Source organism: Paracidovorax wautersii (assembly GCF_900113035.1).
Lineage (GTDB): Bacteria > Pseudomonadota > Gammaproteobacteria > Burkholderiales > Burkholderiaceae_C > Paracidovorax > Paracidovorax wautersii.
The window spans coordinates 108,115-124,054 of record NZ_FONX01000004.1 but is presented as its reverse complement, the minus strand read 5'-3'; the positions used below and the strand labels follow the sequence as shown (position 1 = coordinate 124,054).

15 protein-coding genes are annotated in these 15,940 nt (G+C 69.4%); 3 read left to right on the top strand and 12 right to left on the bottom strand.

The genetic code is table 11. The features are described 5' to 3' along the window. Positions 1-84: 84 nt before the first annotated feature. Positions 85-1,296 (bottom strand): acetyltransferase domain-containing protein, encoded by a 1,212-nt coding sequence (locus BM070_RS07550; RefSeq protein ID WP_092939056.1) that lies wholly within the window; start codon positions 1,294-1,296, stop codon positions 85-87. A gap of 241 nt (positions 1,297-1,537) precedes the next feature. On the opposite strand from BM070_RS07550, the gene BM070_RS07545 reads away from it, so the two are divergent. Continuing rightward, positions 1,538-2,227 carry an Lcl C-terminal domain-containing protein gene (locus BM070_RS07545; RefSeq protein ID WP_245785141.1) on the top strand — a complete coding sequence of 230 codons (690 nt, stop codon included), beginning with the start codon at positions 1,538-1,540 and terminating at the stop codon, positions 2,225-2,227. A 343-nt stretch (positions 2,228-2,570) separates the two neighbouring features. Beyond that, positions 2,571-2,984 (top strand): DUF2306 domain-containing protein, encoded by a 414-nt coding sequence (locus BM070_RS07540; protein WP_092939054.1) that lies wholly within the window; start codon positions 2,571-2,573, stop codon positions 2,982-2,984. A gap of 30 nt (positions 2,985-3,014) precedes the next feature. Here the strand turns inward: BM070_RS07540 and BM070_RS07535 are convergent, their stop codons facing one another. From BM070_RS07535 to tauA, 10 genes are all read right to left on the bottom strand, one after another. After that, complete coding sequence (locus tag BM070_RS07535; RefSeq protein WP_092939053.1) at positions 3,015-3,920, bottom strand: SDR family oxidoreductase; 906 nt, start codon at positions 3,918-3,920, stop codon at positions 3,015-3,017. Between the two features lie 68 nt (positions 3,921-3,988). Beyond that, positions 3,989-4,924, bottom strand: a complete 936-nt coding sequence (locus tag BM070_RS07530) for a glutathione S-transferase family protein (RefSeq protein WP_092939052.1) — start codon at positions 4,922-4,924, stop codon at positions 3,989-3,991. A 36-nt stretch (positions 4,925-4,960) separates the two neighbouring features. Next, positions 4,961-5,434, bottom strand: a complete 474-nt coding sequence (locus BM070_RS07525; protein WP_092939051.1) for a GNAT family N-acetyltransferase — start codon at positions 5,432-5,434, stop codon at positions 4,961-4,963. A 6-nt stretch (positions 5,435-5,440) separates the two neighbouring features. Next, entirely contained in the window at positions 5,441-6,457 is a 1,017-nt protein-coding gene (locus tag BM070_RS07520) for an NADP-dependent oxidoreductase (RefSeq protein ID WP_092939050.1), read from the bottom strand. Positions 6,458-6,605: 148 nt separating this feature from the next. Further along, positions 6,606-7,037: a PaaI family thioesterase gene (locus BM070_RS07515; RefSeq protein WP_434803174.1), complete on the bottom strand. Its 432-nt coding sequence runs from the start codon at positions 7,035-7,037 to the stop codon at positions 6,606-6,608. 53 nt (positions 7,038-7,090) lie between these two features. Next, positions 7,091-7,882, bottom strand: a complete 792-nt coding sequence (locus BM070_RS07510; RefSeq protein ID WP_092939049.1) for an SDR family oxidoreductase — start codon at positions 7,880-7,882, stop codon at positions 7,091-7,093. Between the two features lie 143 nt (positions 7,883-8,025). Continuing rightward, positions 8,026-9,879 carry an acyl-CoA dehydrogenase gene (locus BM070_RS07505; protein ID WP_092939048.1) on the bottom strand — a complete coding sequence of 618 codons (1,854 nt, stop codon included), beginning with the start codon at positions 9,877-9,879 and terminating at the stop codon, positions 8,026-8,028. A gap of 75 nt (positions 9,880-9,954) precedes the next feature. Continuing rightward, positions 9,955-10,815, bottom strand: coding sequence for an ABC transporter permease subunit (locus tag BM070_RS07500; RefSeq protein WP_092939047.1), 861 nt, complete (start codon positions 10,813-10,815; stop codon positions 9,955-9,957). Further along, positions 10,812-11,654 (bottom strand): taurine ABC transporter ATP-binding protein, encoded by an 843-nt coding sequence (locus BM070_RS07495; protein WP_092939046.1) that lies wholly within the window; start codon positions 11,652-11,654, stop codon positions 10,812-10,814. The genes BM070_RS07500 and BM070_RS07495 overlap by 4 nt, the downstream gene beginning before the upstream one ends. Positions 11,655-11,674: 20 nt before the next feature. Further along, positions 11,675-12,700, bottom strand: a complete 1,026-nt coding sequence (gene tauA, locus BM070_RS07490) for a taurine ABC transporter substrate-binding protein (RefSeq protein WP_092939045.1) — start codon at positions 12,698-12,700, stop codon at positions 11,675-11,677. Between the two features lie 180 nt (positions 12,701-12,880). Here tauA and BM070_RS07485 point away from each other — a divergent pair, with 180 nt between their 5' ends. Beyond that, a complete protein-coding gene (locus tag BM070_RS07485; RefSeq protein ID WP_092939044.1) occupies positions 12,881-14,368 on the top strand; it encodes an aminotransferase-like domain-containing protein in 1,488 nt (495 codons plus the stop codon). Here BM070_RS07485 and BM070_RS07480 read toward each other — a convergent pair. Further along, positions 14,365-15,777, bottom strand: coding sequence for an NAD(P)/FAD-dependent oxidoreductase (locus BM070_RS07480; protein ID WP_092939043.1), 1,413 nt, complete (start codon positions 15,775-15,777; stop codon positions 14,365-14,367). The two genes, BM070_RS07485 and BM070_RS07480, sit on opposite strands and share 4 nt — an antisense overlap. Positions 15,778-15,940 lie beyond the last annotated feature (163 nt).

Genomic DNA, 15,940 nt, shown 5'->3' with positions numbered 1-15,940 from the left:
CCGGAGGGCTGCAGCGCTCATTCCATAAGCACCTGCAGCTATGCTTTCAATAGCATCCGACCCGGGCTGCACGCGCGCGTCCGATCAAAGGTACTTCAGCCAGGCGATGTCCTTGCGCTGCGCCTTGAACCGGCCGAAGGCGCGCGTGGGCGCGTAGAGCGCCGCCGCCAGCGCCACGGCCGCCAGCCACACGGTGCCCATGGTGTCGAAGCCGAAATACGCGCCCTGGTTGTCACCCCACACCGCGAACGCCGCCACGTAGAGCAGCCGCAGCACGTAGAGATGCAGCAGGTAGAAGAACATGGGCGCGGCGCCATAGTCCGCCAGCACCTGCAGCGAGCGGCTGGCGGGCGGCAGGCGCTCCAGTGCCCAGAGCAGCAGCAGGCCCACGCCCAGCGTCAGCGCCACGAACAGCAGCGAAGGCGGGTACTTGGTGATGTTGAGAAAGCCCATGGCCGTGACCAGCGCCGAATCGGCCACCGCCCAGGGCTTGTCGCCATAGCCGTTCCAGGCCCGCAGCAGCGCGAAGCCCGCCAGCAGCGCCAGGCCCCAGCCCAGCAGCCGGCGCTGGCGCGTGGCGGCGGCCACCGCCGGGGTGAACCAGGCGCCGGCCGCGTAGCCCAGCGCGATCACGCCGATCCAGGGCAGCAGCGGGTAGGAGGTGCGCAGGCGCAGCACGGCGCCCTCGCCGCCTGCACCGCCCAGCGGTATCCAGCCCCGGTCGTGCAGCACCGCCCAGGGCGCGTGCAGCGCATGGCCGGGCGGGAAGTGCAGCCCGTCGAGCAGGTTGTGCCCGGCCACCAGGGCCAGGCCCAGCGCGATCAGCAGCGGCCGCGGCAGCCACAGCAGGGCTGCCAGCGCCAGCATGCTCAGGCCGATCACCCAGATCACCTGCAGGTAGATGACCTGCGGCGGGAACTGGAAGGTCCAGGCGAAGTTGACCAGGGTGAGTTCCAGCAGCACGAGGAAGAGGCCGCGCTGCGCCAGGAAGACGGCAGTGGCGGCCCGGCCATCGGGCAGCCGGGCGCCGTAGAGGCAGGCCGACACGCCCGTGAGGAAGACGAACACCGGCGCGCAGACATGGGCCAGCAGGCGGCTGAAAAAGACTGCGGGCGCGGTGCTGTCCACCGCCATCGGGTCGATCACCTGGTGGTGCAGGAAGAAGGTCTCGCGCACATGGTCCAGCAGCATGAACAGCATGACCAGGCCGCGCAGCGCGTCGATGGAAGCGAGGCGGCGGGTGCCGCCGGGAGCATCGGCGGGACGGCCGCCGGGAATCGGGAAGGAAGACGACATGGACGGAATTCGCACGGCCCCGGAGGCCGGGGACTGGGAGGGCAGGCGCGCTGCATTGCGGCAAGGCGCGACATTGTCGCCGCCCGCCAGCGGCGCCCCCAGAAGCCGCAGTGGCTTTGGGACCGGCGGCTCGGAGCCTTTTCATGGGCCGCCTTGCCGAATCCGGCTGGGCCTGGCGCGGCGGCCGGAGTATCGTTCAGCCATGACTGCATTCGTGCCTGCTTCGCCCCTTTCGCCTCCTTTGCCCCATCCGCTGCTTCGCGCGGCCGGCCCCGCCCCTGTGCTCAGTGGCCTGGCCGCCCTGCTTCTTCTGACGCTGGCCGCCCTGCCCGCGCAGGCAGCGCCGCCCCGCCCCGCCGAACCGGCGGCAGCAGCGGCTGCAGCCACGCAGGACGCTGCCGACGAGTCCGAGGACGAGGAGGCGCCCGCCCCCCCGCCACGCCCGCTGCCGGCCCTGCACCCCTCGGACGATGGCCTCTACGTGATCGACGACCGCACCCGCATGGCTTGGCCGCGCTGCGTGGAAGGCATGCAGTGGAACGGCCACACCTGTACCGGCCAGCCACGCCGCATGACCTATGCGGAGGCCCAGGCCCTGGTCGTGGAGCGCGGCAAGGCCGACGGCGTGCGCTGGCGCCTGCCGCGCGTGCCCGAGCTGCGCCGCCTGGTCAACCGCAGCCACCAGCCGCCTACGGTGGACCCGGTGCTCTTCCCCGCCACGCCGCGCGAATTCCACTGGACGGGCACGGCCAGCGTCAACACCGCGCCGGTCAACCCCTATGCCTACGGCAACGTGCAGCGCGGCGGCGCAGGCGAAAGCGGCATCCGGGCCCAGCAGGGCTGGGCGGTGGACATGGACAGCGGCGAAGCCCAGGGCAGCGTGGGCAAGGGCGTGCGGCTGCCGGTACGGCTGGTGCGGCCCAAGCCATGACCCGGACACAACACGACCCATCCACCCAGCCAGCCCGTGGTTGCCGCCCCTGCACATACCGTCGGGGCCTTCTCGGCTGACGTCTTGCTGCCGCTCTCCAGCGCCCGCTGATCCGTTACGGCCTTCGCAGGCCGCATCCACGCTGCAATCAGCACCAACGCCGCGCAGCCGCCAGAGGGGCTTTCAGGGACCGAAGCAGCGTGGCTCGCCGGGCCGCCCAACGGTTCACGCTACGCCAAGGCCGTTCGCGGGCCGATCGGGGCGGTCCGTCGCACGAGCGATGCGGTGGCACGTGGCGGCGGGCACGCTCCATGTCCAGCCCACCCTTCGCGCCGCCCTACCCATGACCGTCACGCCGATCGTCGCCATCCACATGACCGCTGCCCTGCTCGCCGTGATCACCGGGCCGGTCGCCCTGTGGGCGCGCCAGGGCCGCACCGCGCGCCCGCGGCTGCACCGGGCCTTCGGCTACGCCTGGGTCACGCTCATGATCGTCGCGGCGACGTCGGCCCTCTTCATCCGCGACTTCCGGTCGCCCAACGTCGCCGGGTTCACACCGATCCATCTGCTCGTCGTGGTGACGGCGGCCTACCTCTTCGCCGGCCTCCGTGCCCTGGCCTGCGGAGACATCGCCCGGCACCGCCGCTGCATGCAGCGCCTCTACATCGGGGCCTGCGTCGTCGCCGGGCTGTTCACCCTGCTGCCGCAGCGCGCCATCGGCCAGCTCGTCTGGGGTGCGTGGCTGGGGTGGCTTTGAAGGGGCCCGGCCCTGGCCGGAGCGAGCCGTTCAGACGCCTCGCAGCTGCGCCCGCAGTTGCGCGCCCAGCTCGGGCTTGTCGGCGAAGGCATCCGTGGGGTTGCGGGCCTGCAGCACGTCTTCCAGCCGGGTCTGCACCGGGCCCAGGGCCTGCGGGTGGCTGTAGATGTAGAACTGGTTGGCCGCCACGGCCGCGAAGACCTTAGCGGCCACGTCGGCGGCCGAGACCTTGCCGCTGCTGACGGCGCGGCCGATCATGGCCTGGCCGATCAGCTGGCTCTTGGTGGGCTGGCCGGCCGCCAGCGCGCCGGGGCGGTTGCGTTCGCTGGCGTTGATGCCGGTGGCCACGAAATACGGGCACAGCACGCTGGCGCCGATCTGCTCGGTGACCAGCGACAGATCCTGGTAGAGCGTCTCGCTCAGGCTCACCACCGCATGCTTGCTGACGTTGTAGATGCCCATGTTGGGCGGGTTCAGCAGGCCCGCCATGCTGGCGGTGTTGACGATGTGGCCGCGCCAGGCCGGATCCTTCGCGGCGGCGGCCAGCATCAGGGGCGTGAAGAGGCGCACGCCATGCACCACGCCCCAGAGGTTCACGCCCAGCACCCATTCCCAGTCGGCCACGGTGTTCTCCCACACCAGCCCGCCCGCACCCACGCCGGCGTTGTTGAAGACCAGGTGCGGCGCGCCGAAGCGCTGCTGCACGGCGGCGGCCAGCTGCTCCATCTGCTGCGCGTCCGACACGTCCACGCGCTGGGCCAGCACCTGGGCGCCGGCCGCCTGCATCTCGGCCGCGGCGGCGTCCAGCGCGTCCTGCTGCACGTCGGCGAGCACCAGGTTCATGCCGCGCTGCGCGCCGATGCGCGCGCACTCCAGCCCGAAGCCGGAACCCGCGCCCGTGATGACGGCGGTCTTGCCGTGGAAGTCTTCGATCATCTTTGTCTCCTGCGTATGGTTTTATGTGACTCGTCGGACGGGGCAGGCGCCGCGCACGCAGCGCTTCTTCAGGCGGCCGGTTTCAGCGCATAGCCGATGCGCGGGAAATGCACGTGCACCGTGCCCGCGCGCGGATCGGTGCGGCGCAGCGTGTAGCGCGTGCGGGTGGCGGCCACCAGCGTGCCCTGGGTGGGTTCCGGGCCGAAGGTCTCGGCCATGATCGTCACCTCGGTGCCCAGGGCGATGCCGTGGTCGTCCTGGAAGGCCTCGCCCACCAGCGGCAGCGGCTCGGAGCGGGCCGCCACGGCGATGGCGCTTTCGGCGTCGAATTTCTCCATGCGGCCATGGCCCAGCGCAGCGAGGCGGTCCATCCATTCGATGACGGCCGGGGTCGCGGCGAAGATCTCGGCCATCACCGGCACGCACTGGCGCGTGAACCAGAGCGGGTGGTAGGCGGCGAAGTCGGCCACGCAGGGTTCGGCACCGAAGAGGAAGTCGTGCTCCTCCGCCATGTGGGCGATGCGGCGCAGGTAGGAGCGATAGGCGCCCGTGGCGTCGCGCGCATCCAGCCGGTGCATGCCGCCGCTCATGGCGCGCCGGTCGGCCACGAAGGCTTGCTGCGCGGCCTGCGGCAGGTTGGCGAAGAGCACGCCGGCGCCCTTGGGCTGCAGGTTGTAGGCCATGGCGGCCCAGAAGAGCGTGGTGTCGGCCCACTGCGCGAAGACGCGGGCCACGCCCTTCAGGTGCGGCGGATAGAGCGGCGGCTCGGGCTGGGTGTGTTCCAGCACGTCGCAGATCAGGGCCGTGTCGCAATAGACGTCGGCGCCCACCTGCAGAAAAGGCGTGCGGCGGTAGCCGCCCGTGAGCGCGACCACGTCGGGCTTGGGCGCGACGCTGGGCACGATGACGGATTTCCAGGCCAGCTGCTTCATGCCCAGCACGAGCCGGATCTTTTCCGAGAACGGCGACGAGGGGTAGTGGTGCAGGATGAGTTCGGTGGTCATCGGGGGCTCTCCTTTTCCTTTTCTTCTGCCGGGCCCTCAAGCGGGGCCGCAGAGCATCTCGACATGGGGAATGCCGTCTTCCAGGTATTCGGGCGAGACGGTGACGAAGCCGTGCTCGCCGTAGAAGCGCTGCAGGTGCGCCTGCGCGCTGATGCGCACCGACCGCCCCGGCCAAGCCGCGCGGCAGCGCGCCAGGCCCTCGGCCACCAGCGCCCGGCCGGCGCCGGTGCCGCGCGCCTCGGGCGCCGTGACCACGCGGCCGATGGAGGGCTCGGGGTAGTTCACGCCCGGGTCCGCCACCCGCAGCGTGGCCAGCAGCGGCCCGCCGGGCGCGGCGCGGCCCAGCAGGTGCCAGGAACGCTTGTCGGCGTCGTCAGGGTCTTGGTACGGCCCCTGCTCCAGGATGAACACCCGGCAGCGCAGCGCCAGCGCGTCGTGCAGCGCATGCACGCCCAGGTCGTCGAAGCGGGCCCAGGTCCAGTGCAGCCGCAAGGGGGTCGGCGCTGCCATGGCCTTTCAGACCAGCTTGACCAGCTGCTTGCCGAAGTTCTTGCCCTTGAGCAGGCCCAGGAAGGCCTCGGGCGCGGCGGCCAGGCCCTCCGCGATGGTCTCGCGCGGGCGCAGCTTGCCGGCCGCGACCAGGCCGCCCAGCTCCTTGAGCGCCTCGGGCCAGACTTCCATGTGCTCGCTGACGATGAAGCCCTGCACCTTCATGCGGTTGATGAGGATCAGCGCCGGGTTCTGCAGCGGCAGCGGCTGGCCGTCGTAGCCGGCGATCATGCCGCACACCGCCACGCGGGCGAAGGCGTTGGCGCGCAGCAGCACGGCGTCGAGGATGTAGCCGCCCACGTTCTCGAAGTAGCCGTCGATGCCGTTCGGGCAGGCTTCCTTCAGGGCCCTGGACATGGCTTTCAGGTCGCCGTGCTCGCGATGGTCGATGCACACGTCGAAGCCGAGCTCTTCGGTGGCGTAGCGGCACTTCTCAGCCCCGCCGGCAATGCCCACCACGCGGCAGCCGCGCGCCTTGGCCAGGGCCGCGAAGGCGCTGCCCACGGCGCCCGTGGCGGCGCTGACCACCACGGTCTCGCCCGCCTTGGGCTCGATGATCTTGACCAGGCCGTACCAGGCCGTCACGCCGGGCATGCCCACGGCGCCCAGGTAGTGCGACAGCGGCACATGGGTGGTGTCCACCTTGCGCAGCATGCCGGGCGCGTTGCCGTCGGCCACGCTGTACTCCTGCCAGCCGCCCATGCCGACGACCTTGTCGCCCACGGCGTACTTGGGGTGGCGGCTTTCCACCACCTCGCCCACCGTGCCGCCGATCATCGGCTCGCCCAGCGGCTGGCTGGCGGCGTAGCTCTTGCTCTCGTTCATGCGGCCGCGCATGTAGGGGTCCAGGCTCAGGTAGTGGTGGCGCACCAGCACCTGGCCGTCGGCCAGGGCCGGCGTGTCGGTGGCGACGAGCTTGAAGTTGCCCGTGGTGGCTTCGCCCTGGGGGCGGTTGTCCAGCAGGATCTGTTGGTTGCGTGGCATTGCGGTATCTCCTTTGCTATTTTTACGATAGCTGCTCGCGCCCATGAATCAAGCGCTGCAGCACGATTGGATGCACAAGTTGCAACCCGGTGCGGTGGCCTGCCTGCACGGGCAGGCATGCAGGCGTGGCGGTTCGGTTCGATTCGGCTCAGTCGGTCGGCACGCCTGCGCCTTCGGCCGGCTGCCTGCGCACGTACTTGAAGGTGCCGGTGGCATGGCTGCAGGCCCGGCCCTCGGCGTCATAGACCGTGCCTTCGACGAAGGCGATGGAGCGCGTGCGGTGCAGCAGCCTTCCCTTGGCCACCAGCGGCCCCACGGCCGGCTGCATGAAGCTGGTCTTCATCTCGATGGTGACCACGCCGAATTCCGGCGACACGCTGCGCGCGGCCGTGGCGAGCGTCACGTCCAGCAGGGTCATGGTGGCGCCGCCGTGCGTCACGGCGAAGGAATTGAGGTGCTCGGGCGCGGCCTCGTAGCGCAGCTCGGACTCGCCGCCTTCCATGCGGTGCAGGCTGAAGCCCAGATGGGTCACGAAGGGGATCTCGACACCGAAGCCGGGCAAGGCGTTTTCCATGGACATGTGCAGTGGGGAAAGAGTGGATGCGTGCGGCGAAAGCCTGTTTGTACCCCGGATCAGCCGCCGGTCACCACGCTCACCCCGCCGTCCACCGCCATCCACTGCCCGGTGATGTGCTTGCCCGCATCGCTGGCGTAGAGCAGCGCGATGCCCTTCAGGTCTTCGTCGTCGCCCAGGCGGCGCAGCGGGGCGTGCTCGGCCATCTTCTCCTCGCCCAGCGTCTCGATCAGCACCGAGGCCATCTTGGTCTTGAAGAAGCCCGGGCAGATGGCGTTGACGTTGATGCCATAGGCGCCCCACTCCGCCGCCAGCGCCCGCGTGAAGTTGATCACCGCGCCCTTGGAAGTGTTGTAGGCGATGGTCTTCATCGCCGTGGGGTTGCCTGCCAGCCCGGCGATGGAGGCCACATTGAGGATGCGCCCGCTCCTGCGCGGAATCATGCTGTGCTTGGCGATGGCCTGCGAAAGCAGGAAGTAGCCGCGCACGTTGAGGTTCATCACCTTGTCCCAGGCGGCGGTGGGATGGTCTTCGGCCGGCGCGCCCCAGCTGGCGCCCGCGTTGTTGACCAGGATGTCCACGTCGCCCATGCGCTGCAGGGTCTCGGCGGCCAGGCGCTGGATGTCGGCCTCCTGCCCGCAATCGGCGGCGATCCAGCGCGCGTCGATGCCGGCGGCCTGCAGCGAGGCCGTGGCCTCTTCCAGGTCGGCCGCCTTGCGCGAGCTGATGAGCACGCGGGCGCCGGCCTCGCCCAGCGCATGGGCCATCTGCAGGCCCAGGCCGCGCGAGCCGCCGGTGACGAGGGCGGTCTTGCCGGAAAGGTCGAAGAGTTGCTGGACGGTGCGGCTCATGGTGGCGGGTCTCCTTGGAATGTGGCTGGGAATGTGTCGTCAGGTCCGGGGCATTGTGCGGCGCAGCGCTCCGGGAAATGTGTCGCGCCGTTGACCCGGCGCGGTTGTGACTGCGTCGCGCCGCTGGCCCGGCGCGAGGGCGCTCAGAACGCCTCTTCGGGCAGCGCCGCGCAGGTGGCGTCGCGCTGGCGCACCACGTTCAGCCAAGCGCCGATCTTGGGCAGCTCGTAATGGAAGAAATAGCGCATGGCGCCCATCCTGCCTGCGCTTGCAGCTATCGAAAGCGTAGCATCCGCGCGCAGCGTGGCCAGGGCCAGGTCCAGCCACATCCAGGCCAGCACGGTGTGGCCGAAGGCCTGCATGTAGGGCACGGCATTGGCCAGCGCCTCGGCGGGCTCGCCCGTGGCCCAGGCGGCCTTGGTGGCCGCACCCACTTCGGCCAGCGCGCCGGCCAGCGCGTTGGCATGGGCCGCCAGCGCGGGCTGCTGGATGGCCTGCTGCACCGTGGCGTCGATGCGGCCGGCCAGCAGCATCAGGCCCCGGCCGCCTTCCATCAGCACCTTGCGGCCCAGCAGGTCCATGGCCTGGATGCCGTGCGTGCCCTCGTGGATCATGTTCAGGCGGTTGTCGCGCCAGTACTGCTCCACGGGAAAGTCGCGCGTGTAGCCGTAGCCGCCGTGGATCTGGATGGCGAGCGAATTGGCCTCCAGGCACCATTCGCTGGGCCAGCTCTTGGCGATGGGCGTGAGCACTTCCAGCAGCAGCCGCGCCTCATCCGCCGCCTGGGCGCTGCCCGTGTGCTGCTCGTCCACCAGCCGCGCGCAATAGAGGTTGAGCGCCAGCGCGCCTTCGCCGTAGCTCTTCTGCGCCAGCAGCATGCGCTTGATGTCGGCGTGCTCGATCAGGCGCACCTGGGGCGCGGCGGCGTCCTTGCCGCCTTTTCCTACCGGCCGGCCCTGGGGGCGGTTCTTCGCATAGTCCAGGCTGGCGTAGTAGCCCGCCAGCCCCAGCATGGTGGCCGCCATGCCGATGCCGATGCGCGCCTCGTTCATCATGTGGAACATGCACTTGAGGCCCTCGCCAGGCTGGCCCACCAGGTAGCCGATGGCGCCCGCGCCGCCGCGCACCGGGTAGGTGCCCTCGCCGAAGTTGAGCAGCGTGTTGGTCGTGCCGCGCCAGCCCAGCTTGTGGTTGAGGCCGGCCAGCGCCACGTCGTTGCGCTCGCCGGTCAGACGCCCTGCCTCGTCCACCAATTGCTTGGGCACGATGAAGAGCGAAATGCCCTTGACGCCCGGCACCAGCTTGCCGTCCGGCCCGGGAATCTTGGCCAGCACCAGATGCACGATGTTCTCGGTCATCTCGTGGTCGCCCGAGCTGATCCACATCTTGTTGCCGGTGAGGCGGTAGCGCGGCCCGAGCGCATCGCCCTCGAAGCCAGCGCCATCGGGCACGGCGCGGGTCGCCACGTCGGAAAGCGACGAGCCCGCCTGCGGCTCCGACAAGCACATGGTGCCGGCCCAGCGGCCATCGAATTCGTTCTGCGCGAACACCTGCTTTTGCAGCGGCGTGCCGTGCGCCATCAGCAGGTTGGCATTGCCCGAGGTGAGCAGGTTGGAGCCGATGCTGACCGAGGCCGCCGCGAAGAAGCTGTTGGCCGCCGCCTCCACCGTGTAGGGCAGCTGCATGCCGCCGATGGCGTAGTCCTGCGCAGCGCTCAGCAGGCCCGATTCGGCATAGGCGCGCCGCGCGGCGTGCGTGGCCTCGGGCAGCACCACGCGCAGCGTGCCGTCGGGCTGGGTCGCGGTGCGCGGCTCTTCGGTATCGACCAGCCGGTTGAAGGGCGCGAACTTCTCGCGCGCGATGCGTTCGCTGGTATCCAGCACGGCATCGAAGGTCTCGCGCGAATGGTCTGCAAAGCGCTCGCGGGCCGTCAGCGCATCGGCCTCAAGCCAGTGGTGGAGCAGGAAGTCGAGGGTGGAGCGCAGTGAGGTGGTCATGCGCCGAAATTATGGGGATGGCGGCCCCCGGCGCGTGTCCGCTGAGTGACGGGCTCGCCCGGCCATCCCTGGCGCTCACTTGCCCTTCCAGGGCACGAGCCGGGCCTCCAGCCAGCGCATCAGCATGTCGAAGGCCAGCGCCAGCGCGCCGATGACGAGAATGCCCATGATGACCACGTCGGTCACCATGAACTTGGAGGCGCTGAGCACCATGAAGCCCAGGCCCGCCGTGGCGGCCACCATTTCGGCGGCCACCAGGGTCGTCCAGCCGAAGCCGATGGCGATGCGCATCCCGGTCAGGATGTCCGGCAGCGCGGCGGGTGCGATCACGTGCCACAGTACCTGCGAACGCGTGGCGCCCATCGAATACGCGGCATGGATCTGCTCGATAGCCACGGCGCGCACGCCAGCACGCGCGCTCAAGGCCAGCGGCGCGAACATGGCCAGGTAGATGAGCACGATCTTGGAACTTTCGCCGATGCCCAGCCAGATCACCACCAGCGGCAGATAGGCCAGCGGCGGCAGCGGGCGGTAGAACTCGACGATGGGGTCGAAGATGCCGCGCACCACGCGGTTGACTCCCATCAGCACGCCCACGGGCACGGCAGTGACGACGGCCAGCGCGAACGCCCCGAACACGCGCATGGCACTCCAGCCCAGGTGCGTCAGCAACGTGGCGTCGGCGAAGCCGTCGCCCGAGACCTCGATGAACTGCTGCCACACCGCTTGCGGCGATGGCAGAAAGAGCGGCTGTATCCAGCCCAGGCCGGTGGCCGCAGTCCACAGCGCCAGGATGAGGGCGATGGTGACGGCGCTGATGCGCCAGCTGCTGCCGTTGCCGGGCGCTCCGTACTGCTCCCCGGGGCGGGCGGGCGCCGCGCGGCGCAGGCGGGCGAACAGGCCGCCATGCGCGGCGGTCGATGGGGTCGGGGTCATTGCGTGTGTTCCTCGTCGCCGTGGATGATGCCCAGCACCTTTTCGCGCAGGGCAATGAAGTCGGGGCTGGATTTGACGGCGCGTGCATTGCGCGATTGCAGGAAGCGGCGGCCGAAGTCGAGCGGAATCTCATGCGTGATGCGCCCGGGCCGGGGCGACATCACGATGAGCCGCGTACCCATGAACAGCGCCTCTTCCACGTCGTGGGTGATGAAGAACATCATCTTCTGCGTGCCGTTCCAGATGTCCAGGATCAGCTCCTGCAGGCGCTCGCGCGTGAGCGAGTCCAGCGCGCCCAGCGGCTCGTCGAGCAGCAGCATGTGCGGGTCGTTGGTCAGCGCGCGCGCGATGCCCACGCGCTGCTGCATGCCGCCCGAGAGCTGGTAGGTCGCATGGTCCCGGAAGTCGGCCAGCCCCGCCTGGGTCAGGAAGTGCATGGCGCGCTCCTCGCGCTCGGCCTTGGGCACGCCCTTGAGCTTGAGGCCGAAGGCCACGTTGTCCAGCACGTTGAGCCACGGCAGCAGCGCATGCTTCTGGAACACCACGCCACGATCGGCACCGGGGCCGCTGATCTGGTCTCGCAGGCCAGCGCCTGCATCGGCCCCGGCAGGCGGCTCGCCCTGATAGCGGCCCAGCGTCATGAGTCCGCTGGTGGGCTGGATGAAGCCCGCCATCAGGTTCAGCAACGTCGTCTTGCCACAGCCGGAAGCCCCCAGCGCCACGACGAAGTCGCCCTGGCTGATCTTCAGGTTGACACCAGACAGCGCCGTGACTTGCTGGCCCTGCTGACGTCCGGGAAAGATGACCGAGACGTCTCGGATGTTCAGGCTGAGGCTCATGGGCGCTCCCGCTCGATGGGTTACTTGACGGCCTGCACGAAGCTCGGGTCGACGGCGATGCTGTAGTCGGGCAGCACGGCGGGCACCTTCTTCTGCTCTCTCAGGAAGGCCGCCGTGGCTTCCAGCGCCTTGGCTGCGCCGCTGGCCTTGCCGCCGCCCAGCCAGGCGTTGCCGGCCTGCTCCGCTGCCAGCGGGAACTGGTAGAGCGCCAGCACCGCCGGCACCTCGGCGGGCTGCGCGCCCGATTGCTGGGCCACCTTGCGCACCATGTCGGATTGCGCCGTCCAGGCGTTGGGGTTGTTCACGTAGCTGGCCGTGGAGTTCTGCAGCACCTGGGTGAAGGCCTGCATGGCGGCCTTGTTCTTGGCGGCGAACTCCTTGTTGACGACCAACGCGTCGAAGGTGGCCTTGCCCAGCTTGGTCAGGTCGCCGGAGGTGAGCAGCACCTTGCCGGTCTGCTTGATCTTGCCGAGCGCCGGGTCCCAGACGAAGGCCGCGTCGATGTCGCCGCGCGCCCAGGCGGCGGGGATGTCGGAGGGCTGCAGGTTGATGACGCTCACCTTGCCCGCGATGCCGTAGTGCTCCAGCGCGAACAGCGTGTGGAAGTGCGTGGTCGAGACGAAGGGCACGGCCAGCTTCTTGCCCACCAGGTCCTGCGGCTTCTGGATGCCGCTGCCGTTGCGCACCACCAGGGCCTCGGCATCGTTGATGTTGTCCAGTATCCAGAACACCTGAATCGGCACGCCACGGCTGACGGCCGCGGCAACGGGGCTGGAGCCTGCCACGCCGATCTGCACGTCGCCCGAGGCCATGGCGGTGACCACATCGCCGCCGCTATCGAACTTGCGCCAGTTGATCTTCCAGCCGGTGGCTTTCTCGAACTCCTTGTCCGCGATGGCGGTCTTCCAGGGGCCGAACATGCTCTGCACGCCGATAGTGACGGTAGGAGCGGTCTGCGCACGGGCAGGCAGCGCGGCGGCGCAAGCGGCAAGGCACAGGCCGCCCAGCAGGGCGCGGCGCAGCGTGGCGATAGAGGTAGTGGACATGGCAGGCTCCTGTGATGCGTCGAACGAGAGAGGAAGTGAAAGGGAATCGCTGGTCTGGATGCTAGGTCTGGCCTGTTCCTTGCCTTGGTTCCAGTGCTGAGGCACCGTGGTGCCAGTGCACCAAGGCTTCAGCAAGAAGCGGGCTAGGCCCCCTGCGGATCGGAAGAGAAAGAGTCATTCATGCTGGAACCGTATTTGCGCCCTTTCGAGCCGGGCCGCAGCCTGCAGGAGCAGCTGCGCGAAAGCCTGCTCAACGCACTGCTCGATGGAGCGCTGCTGCCCACCGAGCCCCTGCCTTCGTCACGCAAGCTGAGCCAGCTGCTCAAGGTCTCGCGCAACACCGTGGTGCTGGTCTATGAGCAGCTGATGCGCGATGGCTTTCTGTCGGCAGTGGACCGGCGGGGCTATTTCGTCAACGAAGGCTTCGTGCGCCATCAGTTGCGCGTGCGCCTGCAGCCCGCTCCGGAGAAATGGTTCGCCGCGCGAGAGGACGCACCCGACTGGGTCCGGCGCCTGGGGCGGCGCACCGTGGTGGAGCAGGCCATCGTCAAGCCGCGCAACTGGCGCGACTACACCTATCCCTTCATCTACGGCCAGGTGGAATACGACGAGGCCACCGCCGCACGATGGCGGCACTGCGTCCGGCTGGCCCAGACGCGCGCCCACATGCAGAGCTGGATGGACGACCACGTGATGCACGACGACCCTCTGCTGGTGGAGCAGATCGTGCAGCGCGTGCTGCCGCGGCGCGCCATCCGTGCGCGGCCCGAGCAGGTGCTGGTGACGATAGGCACGCAGAACTCCCTCTTCCTGCTGGCCCAGGCGCTGGCGCAGCCTGAACTGGTGTTCGGCATGGAGAACCCCGGCTATGTGGACGCGCGCAACATCTTCGCGCACGCGGGCTGCCAGATGCGCCCGCTGCGCGTGGACAGCCAGGGCCTGGTGCCGGGCGCACACCTGCATGAATGCGACCTGGTGTTCTGCACGCCCAGCTACCAGTCGCCCATGGGCGTCACCATGCCCGTATATCGCCGCATGGACCTGCTGGAGCGTGCGCGCCAGCACGACTTCGTGCTGATCGAGGACGACTACGACACCGAATTCAACGACCTGGGCAGCAACCACCCGGCGCTCAAGAGTTTCGATGACAGCGGCCGCGTCATCTACCTGGGCAGCCTGAGCAAGAACCTGCTGCCGGGCGTGCGCCTGGGCTTCATCGTCGCCGACGAGGCGCTGATCGAAGCCCTGCGGGCGCTGCGCCGCTATGCCTATCGCCATCCGCCGATGAACAACGAGCGCACCATGGCCCTGTTCCTGTGGATGGGCTATGGCGAGGAACACGCGCGGCGCTGGCGCGAGCGGCTGGCGCCCAAATGGCAGGCCATCAGCCGCGCGCTGGCAGCGCAGCTGCCGCAGTGCCGCAGCACGAGCCTGCCCGGCAGCTCACTGCTCTGGGTGCAGGGGCCGCAGGAGCTGGATGCGCGGGCCCTCCAGGTCCACGCCGCGCGCCGTGGCGTGCTGATCGAGCCAGGCGACGTGCATTTCTTCGAAGGCGTGCAGCGCCCCACGCAGTTCTTCCGCCTGGGATTCGGAGCCATGCCGCTGCACCAGATCGAACCCGGCATGGCGGCGCTGGGCGCGGCCTGGCGCGAGTGCCTGGGAGCCTAGATGCGCCCCTCGTCCTTCCAGTGGTACCAGTGGTAGAGCGCCCGCTGCCCCAGGCGCCGCACGGGCGCGAACAGGCGCGACTGCGGCAGGCGAATGTCGTTGAACATGAAGGGGTAGTCCAGTTCGCCGTGATAGATCGGCAGATCGAACTGCGGCAGCCGCTGGCCGGCGATGCGCTGCGCCAGGCGCCGGCCCGCATGGGCCGAGAACGAGACACCGTTGCCGCCATAGCCGAGCGCGTAGAACACCGTGCTCGCAGGGTCGGGCTGGGCGATGCGCGGCATCATGTCGTGGCTCACGTCCACCCAGCCCCACCATGAGTAGTCGATCTGGATGCCTCGCAGCGCCGGAAACTTGCGGTGCAGCCCATCGACCAGCACCGCCATGTGGCGCGGGTGGGGGGCGTCGGCCCCGGTGACGGAGCTGCGGCTGCCGATCTGCACGCGCCGGTCGGGCAGCAGGCGGTAGTAGTAGCGCAGCGTGCGCGTGTCGGTGATGACCTGGTGCGTGCGAAAACCCGTGGCGTCGATCTCGGCATCGGTCAGCGGCCGCGTGACCATGGAGTTCGACAGGATCGGCATGATCTTGGCGTCGAGACTCGGATGCAGGCCGAAGCTGGTGTAGCCGCCGGTGCAGAAACCCACGGCCCGCGCCTTGACCGTGCCACCCGGTGTTTGCAGGTGGTGCACGCCGCCGCGCGTCTCGAAGCCCGTCACCGGGCTGGACGTATGCACTTTCACACCCAGCGCGCGGGCTTCGCGCAAATAGCTGTAGGCGAGCTTGAGCGGATGCACGCCAATGCCGTCCGGCTCGTGCTGCGCGCCGTGGCATTCCTGGTCGTTCACGTACTGCGTGCGCACCTCCTCGGCGGTGAGCATGCGCGCGTCGTAGCCGAAGACGTCCCGCATCACCTGCGTCTCGCGGCGCAGGAAGTCCATCTTCTCGGGCCGGTGGGCGATGTAGAGATGACCGCCGGGCTGGGGCTCGCATTCCGGAAACTCCCGTACCAGGCTCTTGAACGTCTCGAAGCCCTCGCGGATCTCGGCATCCAGCCGCAGTGCGGCCGGCTTGCCCCAGCGCTCGATCCACTGCGAGCGGTACAGCCGCCCGCTGGCGTTCTGCCCCTGGCCGCCATTGCGACTGGTGCAGCCCCAGGCGGCCTGGTTGGCCTCCAGGACCGTGGCACGGATGGAGTGCTCGCGCGCCAGGAAGAGCGCCGCCGCCAGCCCCGTGAAGCCGCTGCCGACGATCACCACATCGGCATCCAGATCCCCCGCCACCGGGCCGTCGTCGGCGGGCGGCTCGCCCGCCGTGCCCACCCAGTAGGTGGGCGCATAGTCCCGGCCCTGGCCAGGATGAGGGGCAACCAGGGGGTCGTATCGCGGGTCGTAGGCGGCCTTGCTCGGCATCGTGCATCTCCATTGAATGAAAGCATCTTGCGGCGCAGCCTGCGGGTGTCTTGGTGCCAGCAGACAGCTGCCATGGGGCCAGTGCGACTGGCCTCATCCCTGGCAAGCACTGGCACCACACCCCTTAGCCGTGCCCACCTAGCATCGCCGCCCATCACTTCAC

What these genes read in the sequence shown, in the direction of transcription:
- BM070_RS07550 (WP_092939056.1), bottom strand. Translation starts at nt 1,296, where the DNA reads ATGTCGTCTTCCTTCCCGATTCCCGGCGGCCGTCCCGCCGATGCTCCC.
- BM070_RS07540 (WP_092939054.1), top strand. Translation starts at nt 2,571, where the DNA reads ATGACCGTCACGCCGATCGTCGCCATCCACATGACCGCTGCCCTGCTC.
- BM070_RS07535 (WP_092939053.1), bottom strand. Translation starts at nt 3,920, where the DNA reads ATGATCGAAGACTTCCACGGCAAGACCGCCGTCATCACGGGCGCGGGT.
- BM070_RS07530 (WP_092939052.1), bottom strand. Translation starts at nt 4,924, where the DNA reads ATGACCACCGAACTCATCCTGCACCACTACCCCTCGTCGCCGTTCTCG.
- BM070_RS07525 (WP_092939051.1), bottom strand. Translation starts at nt 5,434, where the DNA reads ATGGCAGCGCCGACCCCCTTGCGGCTGCACTGGACCTGGGCCCGCTTC.
- BM070_RS07520 (WP_092939050.1), bottom strand. Translation starts at nt 6,457, where the DNA reads ATGCCACGCAACCAACAGATCCTGCTGGACAACCGCCCCCAGGGCGAA.
- BM070_RS07515 (WP_434803174.1), bottom strand. Translation starts at nt 7,037, where the DNA reads ATGTCCATGGAAAACGCCTTGCCCGGCTTCGGTGTCGAGATCCCCTTC.
- BM070_RS07510 (WP_092939049.1), bottom strand. Translation starts at nt 7,882, where the DNA reads ATGAGCCGCACCGTCCAGCAACTCTTCGACCTTTCCGGCAAGACCGCC.
- BM070_RS07505 (WP_092939048.1), bottom strand. Translation starts at nt 9,879, where the DNA reads ATGACCACCTCACTGCGCTCCACCCTCGACTTCCTGCTCCACCACTGG.
- BM070_RS07500 (WP_092939047.1), bottom strand. Translation starts at nt 10,815, where the DNA reads ATGACCCCGACCCCATCGACCGCCGCGCATGGCGGCCTGTTCGCCCGC.
- BM070_RS07495 (WP_092939046.1), bottom strand. Translation starts at nt 11,654, where the DNA reads ATGAGCCTCAGCCTGAACATCCGAGACGTCTCGGTCATCTTTCCCGGA.
- tauA (WP_092939045.1), bottom strand. Translation starts at nt 12,700, where the DNA reads ATGTCCACTACCTCTATCGCCACGCTGCGCCGCGCCCTGCTGGGCGGC.
- BM070_RS07485 (WP_092939044.1), top strand. Translation starts at nt 12,881, where the DNA reads ATGCTGGAACCGTATTTGCGCCCTTTCGAGCCGGGCCGCAGCCTGCAG.
- BM070_RS07480 (WP_092939043.1), bottom strand. Translation starts at nt 15,777, where the DNA reads ATGCCGAGCAAGGCCGCCTACGACCCGCGATACGACCCCCTGGTTGCC.